16 protein-coding genes are annotated in these 16040 nt (G+C 41.1%); 6 read left to right on the top strand and 10 right to left on the bottom strand.

Annotated features, from left to right (window positions below):
- Positions 1 to 844 precede the first annotated feature (844 nt).
- The 3 genes from A9P82_RS06145 (at position 845) to A9P82_RS06135 (ending at position 2212) form a co-directional block, all read left to right on the top strand.
- Positions 845 to 1708 (top strand): SPFH domain-containing protein, encoded by an 864-nt coding sequence (locus A9P82_RS06145; RefSeq protein ID WP_066205433.1) that lies wholly within the window; start codon positions 845 to 847, stop codon positions 1706 to 1708.
- 54 nt (positions 1709 to 1762) lie between these two features.
- Positions 1763 to 1903: a hypothetical protein gene (locus A9P82_RS06140; RefSeq protein WP_231891215.1), complete on the top strand. Its 141-nt coding sequence runs from the start codon at positions 1763 to 1765 to the stop codon at positions 1901 to 1903.
- Positions 1904 to 2008: 105 nt separating this feature from the next.
- Positions 2009 to 2212, top strand: coding sequence for a dodecin family protein (locus A9P82_RS06135; RefSeq protein WP_066205429.1), 204 nt, complete (start codon positions 2009 to 2011; stop codon positions 2210 to 2212).
- Between the two features lie 182 nt (positions 2213 to 2394).
- Here the strand turns inward: A9P82_RS06135 and A9P82_RS06130 are convergent, their stop codons facing one another.
- Complete coding sequence (locus tag A9P82_RS06130) at positions 2395 to 3153, bottom strand: XRE family transcriptional regulator (protein WP_066205427.1); 759 nt, start codon at positions 3151 to 3153, stop codon at positions 2395 to 2397.
- Between the two features lie 208 nt (positions 3154 to 3361).
- Between A9P82_RS06130 and recA the strand changes: the two genes are divergently transcribed.
- A complete protein-coding gene (gene recA, locus A9P82_RS06125; protein ID WP_066205424.1) occupies positions 3362 to 4444 on the top strand; it encodes a recombinase RecA in 1083 nt (360 codons plus the stop codon).
- A gap of 81 nt (positions 4445 to 4525) precedes the next feature.
- Here the strand turns inward: recA and A9P82_RS06120 are convergent, their stop codons facing one another.
- The 8 genes from A9P82_RS06120 to A9P82_RS06085 form a co-directional block, all read right to left on the bottom strand.
- Positions 4526 to 5122, bottom strand: coding sequence for a carboxymuconolactone decarboxylase family protein (locus A9P82_RS06120; RefSeq protein WP_066205422.1), 597 nt, complete (start codon positions 5120 to 5122; stop codon positions 4526 to 4528).
- Between the two features lie 80 nt (positions 5123 to 5202).
- Positions 5203 to 5772, bottom strand: coding sequence for a peroxiredoxin (locus A9P82_RS06115; RefSeq protein WP_066205420.1), 570 nt, complete (start codon positions 5770 to 5772; stop codon positions 5203 to 5205).
- 153 nt (positions 5773 to 5925) lie between these two features.
- Entirely contained in the window at positions 5926 to 7056 is a 1131-nt protein-coding gene (locus A9P82_RS06110; RefSeq protein WP_066205417.1) for a cysteine desulfurase family protein, read from the bottom strand.
- Positions 7057 to 7184: 128 nt separating this feature from the next.
- Positions 7185 to 8573: a phosphoglucosamine mutase gene (glmM, locus tag A9P82_RS06105; RefSeq protein ID WP_066205414.1), complete on the bottom strand. Its 1389-nt coding sequence runs from the start codon at positions 8571 to 8573 to the stop codon at positions 7185 to 7187.
- A 44-nt stretch (positions 8574 to 8617) separates the two neighbouring features.
- On the bottom strand, positions 8618 to 9025 hold the full coding sequence (locus A9P82_RS06100; RefSeq protein WP_197492255.1) for a T9SS type A sorting domain-containing protein: 408 nt from the start codon (positions 9023 to 9025) through the stop codon (positions 8618 to 8620).
- A gap of 36 nt (positions 9026 to 9061) precedes the next feature.
- The gene (locus A9P82_RS06095; RefSeq protein ID WP_066205410.1) at positions 9062 to 10555 is read right to left on the bottom strand and encodes a carboxypeptidase M32; all 1494 of its coding nucleotides are present in this window, start codon (positions 10553 to 10555) and stop codon (positions 9062 to 9064) included.
- Between the two features lie 352 nt (positions 10556 to 10907).
- Complete coding sequence (locus A9P82_RS06090) at positions 10908 to 11909, bottom strand: FKBP-type peptidyl-prolyl cis-trans isomerase (RefSeq protein ID WP_066205409.1); 1002 nt, start codon at positions 11907 to 11909, stop codon at positions 10908 to 10910.
- 44 nt (positions 11910 to 11953) lie between these two features.
- Positions 11954 to 12961: a DHH family phosphoesterase gene (locus tag A9P82_RS06085; RefSeq protein ID WP_066205407.1), complete on the bottom strand. Its 1008-nt coding sequence runs from the start codon at positions 12959 to 12961 to the stop codon at positions 11954 to 11956.
- A gap of 151 nt (positions 12962 to 13112) precedes the next feature.
- On the opposite strand from A9P82_RS06085, the gene A9P82_RS06080 reads away from it, so the two are divergent.
- Both A9P82_RS06080 and A9P82_RS06075 read left to right on the top strand, forming a co-directional pair.
- Entirely contained in the window at positions 13113 to 13529 is a 417-nt protein-coding gene (locus tag A9P82_RS06080) for a nucleoside-diphosphate kinase (protein ID WP_066205406.1), read from the top strand.
- A 370-nt stretch (positions 13530 to 13899) separates the two neighbouring features.
- Positions 13900 to 15174 (top strand): glycoside hydrolase family 76 protein, encoded by a 1275-nt coding sequence (locus A9P82_RS06075; protein ID WP_066209647.1) that lies wholly within the window; start codon positions 13900 to 13902, stop codon positions 15172 to 15174.
- A gap of 12 nt (positions 15175 to 15186) precedes the next feature.
- Here the strand turns inward: A9P82_RS06075 and A9P82_RS06070 are convergent, their stop codons facing one another.
- Positions 15187 to 15996, bottom strand: coding sequence for a response regulator transcription factor (locus A9P82_RS06070; RefSeq protein ID WP_066205405.1), 810 nt, complete (start codon positions 15994 to 15996; stop codon positions 15187 to 15189).
- Positions 15997 to 16040: the final 44 nt, after the last annotated feature.

Raw genomic sequence — 16040 nt, 5'->3', positions numbered from 1 at the left:
TGCAGAAATCTTTAAAGTATCCTTTCCTTATATCGCTTGTATGTTGCAGGCATCTGTTAATTATCTACGGAAATAATACGCACCTGATACGGATTTGATACGGACTTAATACGGACTTGATCCTTAATATATGAACTACTTTAAACGTTACAGTCAACTGAAAGTTTAACGGCGGTGTTGAGCAAAATGGTTCATCGCGGATAAGAAAACCGAAGGAAATTTTTTGTTATAACAGCAATAGCAACAACAGATGCAGCTACGGCACGGGAAAGACTTCATTACATTATAGATGACATTGAAGATATGCGTGTAATCAGCCTTTATGAATTTCTAAAAGTAGAAATTGATGAGGAAGAAGGTATTCAACTTTCTGACGAATTGCAAGCAGCACTTGATTAAATGGACGATGATTTGGACAAAGGCTTTGCTACGCAAGAAGATTTCAGAAACTATGTGAAAGAAAAAGTTTCAGCTAAATAACCTGTCGCGCTTTTAATAAGGGTTACACAACTATGATTTGCAAACTCATGGTAAAACGGCAAAAAAATGCCTGTACTCACAGCTTAAGCAGTCTGTTTATTTGTTATTTCCGCTATGAGATTTGATAGAGGTTGTTGTTCAAAATATCATGATATGACATATAAAACGTTAAAGAGGGTATGTAAAAAGGTTGATGAACTCTATAAGAGAATTGTATAAGCGACACTATGATTCCGTCATGTGTCTGAATAAGAAAGAGACTGTCTTGACTTTTTAGTCTCTTTTATTGTCGAAAAAATATTTTTTCAATTTATTCTGATAATATAGCTTTGATATCAAAATAATATCAGATAAATTTTCAACTATGGAAAAGATTATAAAACCAATGTCAGGATTTCTTGCATTATTGATTGCTGTTATCCTGTTTATTACGGGCATTATTTGTTTTACAAAAATTCCTGTAAATGATGTATTTGGAATTATCGGCTTTTTATGTTTGGCTGTCGCCATTTTCTTTATGAAAGGCTTGATGATTATCAGTCCGAATTATTCACGTGTGCTTAATTTCTTTGGAAAATATGTGGCATCGGTAAAGGATAATGGTTTATTCTTTGTAAATCCTCTGTTCAGTACACAGCGTATAAGTTTGCGTGCGAATAATCTGCAAACGCAAATATTGAAAGTGAATGATAAAATGGGTAATCCAATTGAAATAGGCGCTGTAATTGTTTGGCAGGTCGGCGATACTTACAAAGCGGTTTATGATGTACAAAATTATACAGCTTATGTAAATACCCAAAGTGAAGCTGCTGTACGTATGCTTGCGGGAAGTTTTGCGTATGATAATCTGGAAGATGAGCGTGCTGAAATCACGCTGCGTGAAGGCGGCGCGAAAGTGAACGAAATTTTGGAAAAGGAGTTGACGGACAGGCTTGCGCCTGCGGGCATTATTATTCGTGAGGCGCGCATCAGTCATCTTGCGTATGCGGCGGAAATTGCGGGCGCCATGTTGCAACGACAACAAGCAACGGCGATTGTGGCGGCACGTACAAAAATTGTAGAAGGCGCAGTCGGCATGGTGGAAATGGCGCTGAACAAATTATCCGAAAGACAAATTGTTGAACTCGACGATGAAAAGAAAGCTGCTATGGTAAGCAATTTGATGGTAGTGCTTTGCGGCGAAAAAGGGGCGACACCTGTGATGAATACAGGGACGCTTTATCAGTAATTTTTGTAAAAGAGCAGTGTGAACGAGAAAAAGAATTTTGTAATCCGTATTGACATGGCTACCCATAAAGCATTGGAAAAATGGGCGGCTGATGAATTCCGCAGCGTAAACGGGCAGATAGAATATTTGCTCAATAAGGCATTGATTGATGCAGGAAGAATCAAACAACAGGAAAAGAAAACGACAAAAAAATAATTTTGAAATGATGATAAAAAACGGTTACAATATCAATTCTGTATTGTTGTTGTAAAGATTATTTTTTATATTGCTCCATATTTTTTAACCTAAATCAAAAACATCATGGCAGTATTAAAAGTAATTGAAGTATTGGCAAGTTCTTCCAAGAGCTGGGAAGATGCTACACAGCAAGCCGTTTCGGAAGCGTCAAAAACGGTAAAGAATATCCGTTCCGCGTATGTACAAGACCAAAGCGTGGTAGTGGTTGACGGACAAGTTTCGGAATATCGTGTTACGCTAAAACTCTCTTTCCTGATAGAACATTAAAGAAAAAGGCTGTTGTTCTATGTTGGAAACCAGGCTTTGTATTAAAAGTAGCAAAAAATATTATTTGAACTCATCTGCTAATGGGGGCATTTTATAGAGCCGGCAGTATTCTGCTTCCGCAGCGTAAATATGTCCAAATTTCAAAATAAAAAAGAGGCTGACCTTTTTAACAGCCTCTTTTATTAATTCATTTTTTTGGATAATGTTGCAACCTGCTCTTGCAGGTTATTGACCATACCGGCAAGTTGTCCTACGTCCCAGCGATTTTGAACGGAAGCTTTGGTAATAATCATTTGAGCTTTCCAAAGTTCCAATACATCTTCTTCATCAATTTGATAAGGCTCGTAAATCGGATTGTCGCTCACAAGCGTCACTTTGTTTTTTGCGCGGTTGTTTTTATTAATTCTTTTATACACTATTCCATTGCTTCGCGAAACTACGATGTAGGCATTGTTATTTTTTACATCGTCAAAGTTTTCTACTTTTTCGCCCACAATCACGCTGCCGCTCGGCGTGGGAAGCATACTGTCGCCCACAATTTCAAAAGCGCGGTAATATCCGGGTGCGAGCATGGGTAAGGTAAATGTGTTCAGTTCGTCCAGAAATTCCGTATCTGCATAGCCTGCCAGATAGCCTGCCGCTGCTTTAACCGGCACAAAAAGAATGTCGGCTGATGCGGACGCGGTCATTTTCATGGCGCGTCTTTTGTCGATATACGAGCCGCCGCCTTTGGGAACTTCCAAATCTTTCAGCAGCATATCGTCCATGCTCAGTTTAAAAAGCCGGCATACCGTTTCCAGAATTTCGATGCGGGGTTCCGCACGTTCTTCTTCGTATGCTCCGAGCAGGGAGCGTTTGATGTTGATTTTGTTGGCAAATTGCTCCTGCGTCCAGCCGCGTAATTTTCTTAAATAGCGTAAATTTTTTCCTGCGTAACTCATAAAAATATTTTTTGTGTGCTAACTGAATTAGTTGCAAGGTACTAATTATTTTAGTAATTAAAGAAATATTTTTTATAAAAAAATTTTTAGGGCAAATTTTTATCCACTAATTTATTTATCAAAAAAATACTAAAAAAATTAGTTTGTTATTCAGAATAATTATTTACTTTTGATGAATCGAACAAGTAACATTTAATCTTATATACAAATGAGCACAGCAAATCTCGAAAAATTAAAAGCGTTACGGTTGACCATTGACAAGATTGATAAGGACTTTGGCAAGGGGAGCGTAATGATGATGAACGAAAAACCAAATCGTGTAATTGAAGCTATTTCCACAGGTTCCATCGGTTTGGATACCGCGTTGGGAATCGGCGGCTTGCCGAGAGGAAGAGTTATTGAAATTTACGGACCTGAATCTTCGGGAAAAACTACGCTGGCGACACACGTAATTGCCGAAGCGCAAAAGAAAGGAGGAATGTGTGCGATTATAGATGCGGAACATGCATTTGACAGCAGTTATGCGCAAAAGCTGGGCGTGGATGTGGACAGTCTTTTGATTTCGCAGCCCGACTATGGCGAGCAGGCTTTGGAAATTGCCGATAGGTTGATTTTGTCCGGCGCGCTGGATGTTGTTGTAATAGATTCCGTTGCGGCGCTTGTTCCGAAAGGCGAGTTGGAAGGCGAAATGGGCGACAGTAAAATGGGCTTGCAGGCGCGGCTGATGAGCCAGGCGTTGCGTAAGCTTACGGCAACGATCAGTAAAACAAATACTATTTGCATCTTCATCAACCAGCTTCGTGAAAAAATAGGCGTAATGTTCGGCAACCCCGAAACCACAACCGGTGGTAATGCATTGAAGTTTTACGCTTCTGTTCGTCTGGATATTCGACGCTCGGCACAGATTAAAGACGGCGATGCTGCCATCGGGAACCGCGTTAAGGTAAAAGTAGTAAAGAACAAAGTAGCGCCGCCATTCCGCGCTACGGAGTTTGATATTATCTTCGGACAGGGCATCAGCAAAATTGGGGAAATTATCGATATGGGCGTTGAACTGGGAATTGTAGGAAAAAGCGGAAGCTGGTTCAGCTACAATGGAAGTAAGTTGGGACAAGGACGTGATGCCGTAAAACAATTATTGATGGATAATCCGGAACTGTCAAATGAAATAGAAGGGAAAATAAGAGCGAAGTTAAATGAGCAGGTAAGTCCTGCTGTCTCAGACGAAGAAGATAATGATGAGGACGAATTGCCGGAGGAAGTTGCAGAGAAAAAAACGGCGAAAAAATAATGTGGCTGTGTTTAGTAAGTATCATAAGAAAAGGCGCATTCCGGTTGTGAATGCGCCTTTCATTTTTACGGGAAAGAAAAATTATGCCGCCAAAATGGTAATTAATCCTTTAATGACTGCGCCTAACTTAACCGCTTCAAAAATTTTGTTTTCTGTTGTGCCTGTACCAATCAGTTTTGCTTCGTGAGATTTTACGCACATTTCGCAGCCATTGACAGATGATACCACAAGACTTATCAGCTCAAATAATTCTTTACCCAAAACAGGATTTACCATGACAGACATTTTGATACCTGCGGGCTGATTATTGTAAAAATCTTTTTCCAAAAAATGACGGAAACGATAGAACACATTGTTTACATTCATTAGAGAGGTTATACTTACAACTTCTGCCAGTTCTTCCTGTGTTGCGCCAGCTTCGGTTGCGAGCGTTGCAAGACTTTCGCGCAGCAAAGGAAACTTTTCGTTTACTGCTATGGAATAAGCAAGGAGTAAAGCTTCTTTCTTATTCAGGGTTTGCGAATTATTCAGCACATTGCTCACGTTAATTTTTAAATCTTTGATATAACGTGCATTGGTACTAAGCAATGTAGCCGCAGCAGGAGAGGGCGTGTAATTTTCTATTTTTAATAATGATAAAAGATTGCTGTATGTTTCATTTTCTATAACTGTATTCATAAAATTTACTTTAAAATTAAAAAGCAGGCTTTTACACCTGCCTTATTTGTAATAAAAACTCTAAACCATGAAAACTCTTTTTAGTTAAGCTCTGCTGCCAATTGCGTAGTCAAAGTTTCTTCGCCTTTGTTCCAGTTGCATGGGCATAGCTCGTCGGTTTGCAGCGCATCCAATACGCGGATAACTTCCTGAACGTTGCGACCTACGTTTAAGTCATTTACACTTACCCAACGGATGATTCCTTCATTGTCGATGATGAAGGTAGCGCGGTAAGCAATTTTTTCGTTTGCATCCAGAATGCCCAATTCTTCAGCGAGCGATTTGGAGGTATCTGCCAACATTGGGAATTTAAGGTCTCTCAAATCTTTGTGGTCGCGGCGCCAGGCAGCGTGTACAAATTCTGAATCGGTAGATGCACCGATTAATAGGGTATCACGGTCGCTGAATTCTTCAAAATTTCTGTTGAACTCGGCAATTTCCGTAGGACAAACGAAAGTGAAATCTTTGGGCCACCAAAACAATACTGTCCATTTTCCGTCAATGGTTTCGTTGCTCACATCGATAAATTCTTTTCCTTTTTCGATAGAAACGGCAGCTTTTTTGTTGAATTGCGGAAACTTTTCGCCGATAGATAAGACTCTGTTACTCATAGTTGTTATACATTTAAATGATTAGATTGAATTCTTAGCGTGGCAAAACTAACAAATACAACAGTAGGGGAGAATAGTATTTGTCTATCAATTTATTGGTTTTGTCTATGATGTTTCGCATTAATGAAACATCATAGACAAACTAAAAAAAGATTATATAATTTCTTTCAGCTTTGCTACCACTTCGTCCACTTCTTCTTTGGTGTTGTGTTTGGAAAAAGAGAACCGAACGGCAACTTCATCCGAATCGGGTTTGATAGCTGAGATTACGTGAGAGCCCTGGTTGGCGCCGCTTGTACACGCGCTTCCGCCCGAAACGCAAATGCCGTTAATGTCAAGATTGTACAAAATCATCTCGCTTTTCTCTGTTTTGGGAAAGCCTACATTCAACACTGTATATAAGCTTTTGCCCAAAGCATCGCCGTTGAAAACCACGCCCGGTATTTCGGCAACCAATTTATCGTGCATATATTTTTTCAAATCGGCAATGTAGGCGCTGTCTTTTTCGTAATTACCGGCAGCAATTTGTAAGGCTTTGGCAAAGCCCACAATGCCGTATAAATTTTCGGTTCCGGCACGCATATTTCTTTCCTGCGCGCCGCCGTTGATGAGTGGCTTTATTTTCACGTTCTCATTGACATACAAAACACCGATGCCTTTCGGTCCGTGAAATTTATGCCCTGCGGCAGAAATAAAATGCACGTACAATTCTTTCAAATTAATGGGATAGTGCCCTACGGTTTGTACGGTATCGCAATGGAAAACGGCATTGTATTTTTCGCAAAGCCCGCCTACTTTTTTAATACTTAAAAGATTGCCGATTTCGTTGTTGGCGTGCAGCAATGTTACTAATGTTTTTGCTTCACTGTTTGCCAGTAAATTTTCCAAATCGTTATAATCGATATGTCCGTTCGGCAATACTTTTACATAACTGAGTTTTGCTTCGCCTGTTTGGTGCAAATGTTCAACGGTATGCAAAGTAGCATGATGCTCAATAGGGGAAGTGATGATGTGCTTACAGCCCAAGTCGCGCACCGATGCGGTGATTGCGGTGTTGCTGCTTTCGGTACCGCCGCTTGTGAAAAATATTTCCGCAGGATGTACGCCTAATATTCCGGCTACTGTTTTGCGCGCGTTTTCAACGGCAAGTCTTGTTTCGCGCCCGTAGCTGTATATCGAAGAAGGGTTGCCGAAATGCGTGGTAAGATAAGGCATCATTGCATCCAGCACTTCCTTGTCGAGCGAAGTAGTGGCTGCATTGTCGAAATAAATTCTTTTGTTCATAACCGGGTTCCTTAATTAATTAGTGTATTACAATAAAAAAGTGTATAACAAAAGTTATACACTAAAAAATGATTTGCAAAAGTAATACTTACTATTCTATTAAAATTACCGTATAATAATTTTAGCAATCACATCACTTCTTTAATATCCTGAATGATGCGTTTTGCAATATTGTCTGCCGTAGTGGGAGAGGAGCTTTCCGCATAAATACGGATAATCGGTTCGGTGTTGCTCGTGCGCAAATGCACCCAGTCGGTATCGAACTCAATCTTTAATCCGTCTTCCGTATTGATGGGATTTTTCTTGTATTTCTTTTGAATCTGGGTAAATATTTTCTTTACGTCAATGCCGCTTTCCAGCTCGATTTTATTTTTTGAAATAAAGTAGTTGGGATATTGGCTGCGCAATTGTCTTACGCCTTTTTTACATTCTGATAATAATGATAAAAACAGCGCGATGCCAATGAGCGCATCACGACCGTAATGCAAATCGGGAACAATCACGCCGCCGTTGCCTTCGCCGCCGATAACGGCGTTTACGGCTTTCATTTTGGTTACGACATTTACTTCGCCTACAGCGCTGGGGAAATATTCGCCGCCTGCTTTTTCCGTAACATCGCGCAGCGCGCGCGTGGACGACATATTGCTGACGGTATTGCCTTTTTTGTGTTGCAGCACATAACCGGCAATGGCAACCAACGTGTATTCTTCGCCGAATAACGTTCCGTCTTCACACACGAAGCAAAGCCTGTCCACATCAGGGTCAACGGCAATGCCCAAATCTGCGCCTTTCTTTTTTACTTCATTGCAAAGCTCGTTCAGGTGTTCGGGCAAAGGTTCCGGGTTGTGGGCAAACTTTCCGTTCACTTCTTCATTTAAAACGATGATGTCGTTTTCTTCCACGCCAAGCGCTTTCAGCAGTTCGGGAACGGCAATTGCACCCGTGCTGTTGATAGCATCAACTACGATTTTGAACTTTTTCTCTTTGATAGCTTCAGGTTTAACCAAAGGATATTTTACGACGGCGTCAATGTGTTTGGAAAGAATGGTTTCGTTAATGGCGTAGCTGCCGAGCTTGTCCACCGGAACAAAATTAAAAGCTTCATTTTCTACTGTTTCCAGAATTTCTTTTCCCGCTTCCGCGCTTATAAATTCGCCGTCGGCGTTCAGCAGTTTCAATGCGTTCCATTCTTTTGGATTGTGGCTTGCCGTTAAAATAATGCCTCCTGCGGCTTCTTCGATTACGACACCCATTTCAACAGTGGGAGTAGTGCTTAAGCCTAAATCAATCACATCTAACCCGATTGCGTTCAGGGTTGAAACTACCAATCTTTGTACCATTTCCCCGCTGATTCTTCCGTCGCGACCGACCACTATTTTTGCGTTTTCAGGAGAATTTTTTTTAATCCACGTACCGTAAGCGGCTGTGAATTTTACAATGTCTAAAGGACTTAAAGTTACGCCCGGTTCTCCGCCGATAGTGCCGCGAATTCCCGATATACTCTTGATTAAAGGCATATTGAATAATTGAATAAAAAGAGGTTAGGGGTTAATTAGATTCATTAGTTTTTCACTTGGAACCTGCCGCTTTCAATAATATTGCCTGCGGTATCCCGAAGCTGATATATGTATAAGCCTCTGAAATAATTGTCCAATGATATTTTTATAAGGTTATCTTTTACGTTTAGTTCATCCATCTTTCTGCCGCTAAAACTGTATATAAGCAACCTGGATGAAGCCGGAATTGTTTTGTCAAATTTGAAATTGATATAAGACGTTGCAGGATTGGGATAGCACGTAACAAGTTTTGTTCCTGTCAAAGGATGCCCAAAAGTGTCGGAAAACAACAGGGAATCTTTGAAAGACCGTACAGTACCGGCTTTCGCGCCGCCGGAAATTGCAAGGCAAAATGCTGCAACGGCTGCAAATGAAAGAAGGTGTTTATAAATAAAATGTAGATGTCTCTTCATCGGAATCTCCATACTGATATTACAAAGCTAATACTTTTACAATAATTTCTGCGTTAAATATTCAAGAAATGCAACCGTTTGCAGCGGCTTTCCGGTAATGCTTTTGCATAGCGCTTCGCTGTCGCCGCCTGTGCGGCCTTTTGTGTGTATATTTTTTCTCAGCCAGCTTAAAATGTTTGTTACGTTTCCTTCGGAAATTTCTTTTTCTGCCGATGGGTTTTCTTCTTTCAGTTTTGCCCAAAACTGCGCCGCATAAAAGCTGCCCAGACTGTATGTGGGAAAATAACCGAAACTTCCATGGCTCCAGTGAACATCCTGCAAGCTGCCGCGGTTATCGTCGGGAACTTCGATACCAAGATTTTCTTTATATAATTCATTCCATCTTTCACGAACATTTTTTGTTGAAAGATTTCCGCCGATTAATTCTTTGTCCATGATGTAACGAATCCTGACGTGGAAATGATACGTCAGTTCATCTGACTCGGTTCTGATTAAAGAGGGCTGCACTTTGTTGATGGCGCCGTAAAATTTTTCCAAAGAAATATCTTGTAACTGCGCAGGAAAACAGGATTGCAGTTTAGGAAAATAGTATTGCCAAAACGGGAGACTTCGACCGACACAGTTTTCCCAAAAACGGCTCTGAGACTCGTGAATGCTGAGCGATGCAAATTCGCCGGAAGGCAAGCCGTAATCAGCATTCGGCAAGCCTTGCTCGTACAACGCGTGTCCTGCTTCGTGAATACAACTCCACGTCATGTTTGCAAAATCCTGTTCGTCAATTCTTGTGGTTACGCGTACATCCTGCGAAGAAAAATTGGTGGTAAAAGGATGCTCGGAAATGTCCTGCCTGCCGGCTTCAAAATCAAAGCCTAATTCTTTAATCAGGTACATTCCCCAATTCCATTGCGTGTCTTTTGGATAATGCCGGTGCAGAAAACCGGCATCTGCATTTTGCTTTGCTAAAACTTTGGAAAGTAAATCCTGCAAAGGCTTTGTCATACTTTCAAAGAGTTCGTCGAGCATTTTTACCGAGGCGCTTTTTTCATAATCTTTCAGCAGCGCATCATACGGATGTGCTGAGTAACCGAGCAAATCAGCTTCCTGTTGTTTCAAAGAAACAAGCTTGTTTAATGCAGGTTCAAAAACAGTAAAATTATTTTGCTTTCTTGCATCCATCCACGATTGGTAGGCGCGGGAAATCGTTTCGCTTAACTCGTGAACAAATGCCGACGGCAATTTCGTTTGCTTATCAAAATCTTCTTTTGATAAAATAATATTCTGCTTCTCTTTTCCGGAAAGTTCATCGCTTTTGTCCAGCAGGTTTTGCAACAAATCGCCGTAAGATTTTTCTGTAAAAAGCTGATGCGCCATTCCGCGTAAAGTCGCTAACTGTCTTGCTCTTGCGGCTGCGCCTTTTACGGGCATATAAGTTTCCCGGTCCCAGTCGAGGACGGCTGCGGCATAATTCAAATCGGCAATTTTCTGCGCGCGCTCAACGTATTGTTGATATAAATCTTTTGTATTGTTCATACTGCAAAAATAAAACCGTTTAGATTTTTATGTAATAGAATAAAAATTTAACCACACAGGTACACAGGTTTTGTTGAAAACGGAAGCATGCAAAAGGTTGTTTCAAAAAGGCTTTGGATATTTCTTCGGTATAACCGTTATGCTAAAAAATGAAAAGTCTCACAAAGATGTTCATCGAAGATGAAAATGCTATGATTTGCTGCGTGTTTGAATAGCAAACATATCTAACCTTTTAGAAATTTTAATTCTATGTATCTATGTAGTTCATATTTTAAATGGCTAAAGCCATAAAATAAAAAAGCGATGAACGTTTTGCAACATTTCATCGCTTTGTAAACCGGTTAAACAAGATTTATTTATGTGCAGGCATTGCGTGTTGCAATTTTTCCTGCAATTGTTTTTGCATTTCAGGAGTCATTGCCGGAGTTTTCGGCGCTTCGGGTTTCTTTACATCCGTTACCTCAATGTCAAACACAAGGTTGCTGTACGGCTTGATGTCGGGTCCGGCTTGCTGTGCGCCGTAAGCCAGTTTTGCAGGAATGTAGATTTTTCCTTTCGCACCCTTGCCAAAGTAAGGTAATGCTTCGTCCCAGCCCGGAATTGTCTGGTGTGAATCCACAACTACTTCGAGCGGTTTTGCATGGTGGAAAGTCGTATCAACATTAGAATCAAACGGCTTTGTGCCGCCAACAACTCTTCCTGTATAATTTACGGTTGCCTGCATTCCCGAATCGGCTTTCAGGCTAATGTCGCCGGGTGTATCCAATACTACATATACGCCGTTTTTGGTCTTGGTCGCCTTGATGTTGTTGTCTGTAATATATTTATCCAAAGCTGTGCCCGCTGCGTCCAGTTCTACCTTTTCGCGCGCCTGTTCTTTGTCGCGTTCTTTGTTTACGTCAAGTCTCGCAATGGAGTCGTTTTTGAACACATTAAGTATGCTGATGGTATATTTGATATGTTGTCCCTTTTTAATAAAGGGTGGTAAGCCCATTGGGTTTTTGGCAATGATGCTGTCCATGCTCAACATAGCAACAGCGCTGTCTCCCGATTGCATTTTCGGCATAATTTCCATGATGGACATTTTAGCTCTTGCGCCGGTGTCCAATGGTGCGTATTGCGGCATTTTGCCGTAAAAATCCGCCAGGGTTGTATCCTGTTCAGGAATGGTAACTTTGATATTAAATTTTACAATGTCGCCCACAGTGATGGAATCGCCTTTGTGTTCCGCTCCGGCAGCCTTGCCGGAAAATATCTTATATTTTATACCGGATTTTGTAGTGCTGTAATTCAGATTACAGGATGCAAGCGCAAGCAATGAAAGCCCTGCCGATGCGCATAATAGTTTTCTCATCTTTTGTATTCGATTATTTTTTAATTAAAAATTTGTGGGCAATGTTAACGCAAAGTTTCTGCATAATCTAATAAAATCTCTTTAAATTTTCTCACGGTTTCTTCCAGGGAGTCTTTTGAGTGCCCGCCTGCTGCATTTTTATGTCCGCCGCCGTTGAAATGTTTTCGTGCAAATTCATTCACATCAAAACTGCCTTTGCTGCGGAAACTCCATTTGCGTTCTTCATCCCTGTCGATTACCAGCGCGCCGAATTTAATGCCTTCGATGGACAAAAGATAATTTACCAGCCCTTCCGTATCGCCGGTTTTAGCACTGAATTTCAGCAAATCGGCTTTTGTGATTGCCATTAACGCGGCGTTGTATTCGTAAAAGACTTCCATTCTTTTGGCTAAAGAATTGCCCAGCAAATGCAGGCGGTCTTCGGTATTGACATCGTATATTTTTTCGTGGATAATGGAATGATTCAGACCTATCTCTTTAAAATAAGCCACCGCCAGATGCACCGAAGCCGTTGTGCTTGGAAAGCGGAAAGAGCCTGTGTCCGTCATCAAGCCTGTGTACAGACAAGTAGCAATGTCGAGATTGATTTTGTCGCGATTGCCGGAGCCTACGATAAAATCATATATCATTTCGCAGGTAGAACTTTTGCTTGTCAAACTGATGCCATAGTCAAAAACTTCTGTCTGCGGCTGCTCGTGGTGGTCTATTAAAATTTTCACGGCTTTTGCTTTCAGCAACGATTGTTCCATTGATTTGGTGCGGTGCAGCACATTAAAGTCCAGGCAAAAAATCCAATCGGCTGCCTCAATCATTTTGTCTGCATTGGCGGAACAATTTTCATAATTATGAACTTTCTCAACACAAGGCATCCAGTTTAAGAAGTTCGCCCAGTTGGTAGGGGAGATGACGGTAACTTCATGTTCGAACCGGATAAGAAAATGATACAACCCAAGCGCAGAACCCATGGCATCGCCGTCGGGCTTTTGGTGCATGGTAATGACGACTTTGCTTTGCTTGCCTAATAAAGGATAAAATGTTTCAATAGAATTCATAGGTTGCAAATGTAATTCTACAATTTGAAAATGAAATGATTTGAAAATTTGAAAATGAGAGAAAACAATTTATCAATTCTTCGATTTAACAATACGGCAATGCCCAAAATCATAAATAAATTCCTACTTTTGCGCGCAATTAAACAGATATATGAGCAATATTACTTTTACCATGATTAAGCCTGATGCAACCTCCAAAGGTTACACCGGCGCAATCATCGACCAGATTATCAAAGGCGGCTTTGCTATCAAAGCGATGAAGTGGACAAAACTGACTAAAGAACAAGCCGGTGCATTTTACGCGGTTCACAAGGAGCGTCCGTTTTACGGCGAGCTGGTGGATTTTATGAGCAGCGGACAAATTGTTGCGGCAATACTTGAAAAAGAAAATGCCGTTGCAGATTTCAGAGCGTTGATTGGCGCTACCAATCCTGCAGAAGCTGCAGAAGGTACTATCCGTAAGCAGTTCGCATCGTCTATCGGAGAGAATGCCGTACACGGCAGCGACAGCGACGAAAATGCTATTATCGAAGGAAACTTTTTCTTCTCTTCACTGGAAAGGTTCTAAGATAAGTCTGCCGCAGAGATGCAGACAGATTGCCGTATTTAAGCGGAAACAGTATTATAAAAAAGCGATGAACGTTCATCGCTTTTTTATTTGAAGCTTCTCTTTGAAACCTTCTCCGCGTAAGGCTGATAATACCGGAGTTTCAAATCCTTAAGAGTAATTCGTGAAGGCGCTAAACGCTGATATTGCCTTTCTGTATTTCTGTCTGTTATCGGGTAAATGGCAAAGTACAATTTTCTAATTCGTTTTTTGTTAATTTCGCAGGGGGTAATTCACCATTGATAACTTATCGATTGGTAATGCTGAATTACAAGTTTTGAATTGCTTTTTTTATCCAAATATTTAACCAGTTTATCAAAATATAATGCGAATGAAACAATACGTGGCAGTAATATATTTTGTACTCGTATGTCTCTGTACAACTGCGCAAAATAAATCCGATAGTAAAAATGAGAAAGTTCCTTCCTATACCAACACGGATACATGGACAGCATACGATGCTTTCAACCGATATTTGTTTGATAAGCAAACCCATGTTTACAAAGTGAATACGGATACGGAAGACGGCGCTCATACCAGGGCTTCTTTAGGAGCTATATGGACACAGGCAACATATTGGGATATGGCAATGAATGCTTATAAACTTGCCGTTAAGGAAAATGATGCAGACAGGCAGGCAAAGTATAAAAGTCTGGTAAATCAGATATTCCGGGGAGACAGCGTCCACTATGCGGGGTTTGACTGGAACAACCAGGACACCCAAAACGGATGGTTCATATACGACGATATTATGTGGTGGACAGGTTCTTTTGCACGTGCATACGGTATTTTCAAAGATGCCAAATATCTGGCGCTTGCCGACCAAAGTTTCTGTCGTGTATGGCACGGTTCTTATATTTTAAAAGACAGGGGGTCTTATGACAAAGTAAATGGCGGAATGTTCTGGCAATGGAACAGGAATAACCCGCCGGACAATAGCGATATCGGCAAAATGTCCTGTATTAATTTTCCTGTGGTTGTAGCGGCAGTTACGCTTTATAACAATATATCGCCCTCAGATAAACAACATAAAACCGATGATAAAACAGGGTTTAACGGCGACCCTGATTACCCGAGATGGCACAGCCGTAATACCTACCTTAAAAATGCGAAGGAAATTTACGAGTGGGGCGTAAATAACCTGTTCAATAAAAAAACAGGAAACGTTGCCGACAGCCGCCATGGAAATGGTGTGGACTGGAATGCTACCATGTACAACCAGGGCGCGTTTATAGGAGCATCCTGCCTGCTGTATAAAGCCACGGGCAGGCAATCCTACCTGGACAATGCCGTGCTGGCTGCGGATTACGCAATGAAGGTAATGTCTGCGCCGAATTATATATTCCCTTATAAAGACGGAGAAGAGCAAGGCATTTATACCGCTATTTTTGCACAGTACATGCATCTGCTGGTTTATGACTGCCACCAGACACAGTTCCTGAAGTGGGTACAACATACCATTGATGCCGGATGGAGCCATCGCGACAGCCGCAATCTTACCGGAAAAGATTATACCAAAGCGCCGGCTTCCAACGTTTCCTGTTATGATGCTTCGGGTATTCCCGCGCTCATGTTGCTGTTTCCCGCAGCGAAGAAAAGTTTATAAGATGGTTTTCAATCAGTACGGACAAGGAAGCGCAGCTGTGAATGATTTTACTTTTTCTTTATATTCCGTAGGCGTCATACTGAACTGTTTTAAAAAATGGCGACCGAACTGGCTCAATGAATTATACCCGACCTGCCCGGCAACTTCGCTGATGCGCATTTGCCCGCCGGCAATTAATTCCGCAGCTTTGTTTAACCGAATCTGGTGAATCAATTCGTTGGGTGCCATTTGAAATACCGATTTAATTTTTCTATACAAAGTCGGTCGGCTCATGTGGAGTAAATCCGCCAGCTGGTTTACGTCAAAGTCGAGGTTATTCAGATGTTCAAAAATTACATTTTGTATTTCTTCCAGAAACTGCTCGTTGCTTTTGTTGATGTCCGGTGAGTAAATATGAGACATAGGCGAGCTGGTGTAAAATTCTTTGATTAAAAACCTGTTTTGAAGAAGGTTTTCAACCTGTACTTCCAGGTGCTCGGTAGAGAAAGGTTTTTCAATATATACATCTGCACCTTTTTTCAGTCCGTCTATTTTTGACTGAAAAGTATCTTTCGCCGTTAACAGGATAACGGGTATATGGGCGAAATCGGGTCGGTTCTTTATCCATGAACAGAGTTCAAAGCCATCCATATCGGGCATCATTACATCGCTGATAACCAGATGGACATATTGGTTTTCCAGTATGGCGCAGGCTTCTTTGCCGTCCATAGCCGTAAGCGTACGGTAGTTGTTTTTAAACAAAGCCGACAGGAAGAACAAAATATCTTCATGGTCATCCACCAATAATATGGCGGGCATCTTTTTTTCAATATTAGTAAGCATTGCAGTGTAAATTTAATTCATCATAAGAATGGGTTATTGTAATA

Source organism: Arachidicoccus sp. BS20, assembly GCF_001659705.1.
In the GTDB taxonomy this organism is placed as follows: domain Bacteria; phylum Bacteroidota; class Bacteroidia; order Chitinophagales; family Chitinophagaceae; genus Arachidicoccus.
This window is presented reverse-complemented; position numbering and strand designations above follow the sequence as displayed.

What these genes read in the sequence shown, in the direction of transcription:
- A9P82_RS06145 (WP_066205433.1), top strand. Translation starts at nt 845, where the DNA reads ATGGAAAAGATTATAAAACCAATGTCAGGATTTCTTGCATTATTGATT.
- A9P82_RS06140 (WP_231891215.1), top strand. Translation starts at nt 1,763, where the DNA reads ATGGCTACCCATAAAGCATTGGAAAAATGGGCGGCTGATGAATTCCGC.
- A9P82_RS06135 (WP_066205429.1), top strand. Translation starts at nt 2,009, where the DNA reads ATGGCAGTATTAAAAGTAATTGAAGTATTGGCAAGTTCTTCCAAGAGC.
- A9P82_RS06130 (WP_066205427.1), bottom strand. Translation starts at nt 3,153, where the DNA reads ATGAGTTACGCAGGAAAAAATTTACGCTATTTAAGAAAATTACGCGGC.
- recA (WP_066205424.1), top strand. Translation starts at nt 3,362, where the DNA reads ATGAGCACAGCAAATCTCGAAAAATTAAAAGCGTTACGGTTGACCATT.
- A9P82_RS06120 (WP_066205422.1), bottom strand. Translation starts at nt 5,122, where the DNA reads ATGAATACAGTTATAGAAAATGAAACATACAGCAATCTTTTATCATTA.
- A9P82_RS06115 (WP_066205420.1), bottom strand. Translation starts at nt 5,772, where the DNA reads ATGAGTAACAGAGTCTTATCTATCGGCGAAAAGTTTCCGCAATTCAAC.
- A9P82_RS06110 (WP_066205417.1), bottom strand. Translation starts at nt 7,056, where the DNA reads ATGAACAAAAGAATTTATTTCGACAATGCAGCCACTACTTCGCTCGAC.
- glmM (WP_066205414.1), bottom strand. Translation starts at nt 8,573, where the DNA reads ATGCCTTTAATCAAGAGTATATCGGGAATTCGCGGCACTATCGGCGGA.
- A9P82_RS06100 (WP_197492255.1), bottom strand. Translation starts at nt 9,025, where the DNA reads ATGAAGAGACATCTACATTTTATTTATAAACACCTTCTTTCATTTGCA.
- A9P82_RS06095 (WP_066205410.1), bottom strand. Translation starts at nt 10,555, where the DNA reads ATGAACAATACAAAAGATTTATATCAACAATACGTTGAGCGCGCGCAG.
- A9P82_RS06090 (WP_066205409.1), bottom strand. Translation starts at nt 11,909, where the DNA reads ATGAGAAAACTATTATGCGCATCGGCAGGGCTTTCATTGCTTGCGCTT.
- A9P82_RS06085 (WP_066205407.1), bottom strand. Translation starts at nt 12,961, where the DNA reads ATGAATTCTATTGAAACATTTTATCCTTTATTAGGCAAGCAAAGCAAA.
- A9P82_RS06080 (WP_066205406.1), top strand. Translation starts at nt 13,113, where the DNA reads ATGAGCAATATTACTTTTACCATGATTAAGCCTGATGCAACCTCCAAA.
- A9P82_RS06075 (WP_066209647.1), top strand. Translation starts at nt 13,900, where the DNA reads ATGAAACAATACGTGGCAGTAATATATTTTGTACTCGTATGTCTCTGT.
- A9P82_RS06070 (WP_066205405.1), bottom strand. Translation starts at nt 15,996, where the DNA reads ATGCTTACTAATATTGAAAAAAAGATGCCCGCCATATTATTGGTGGAT.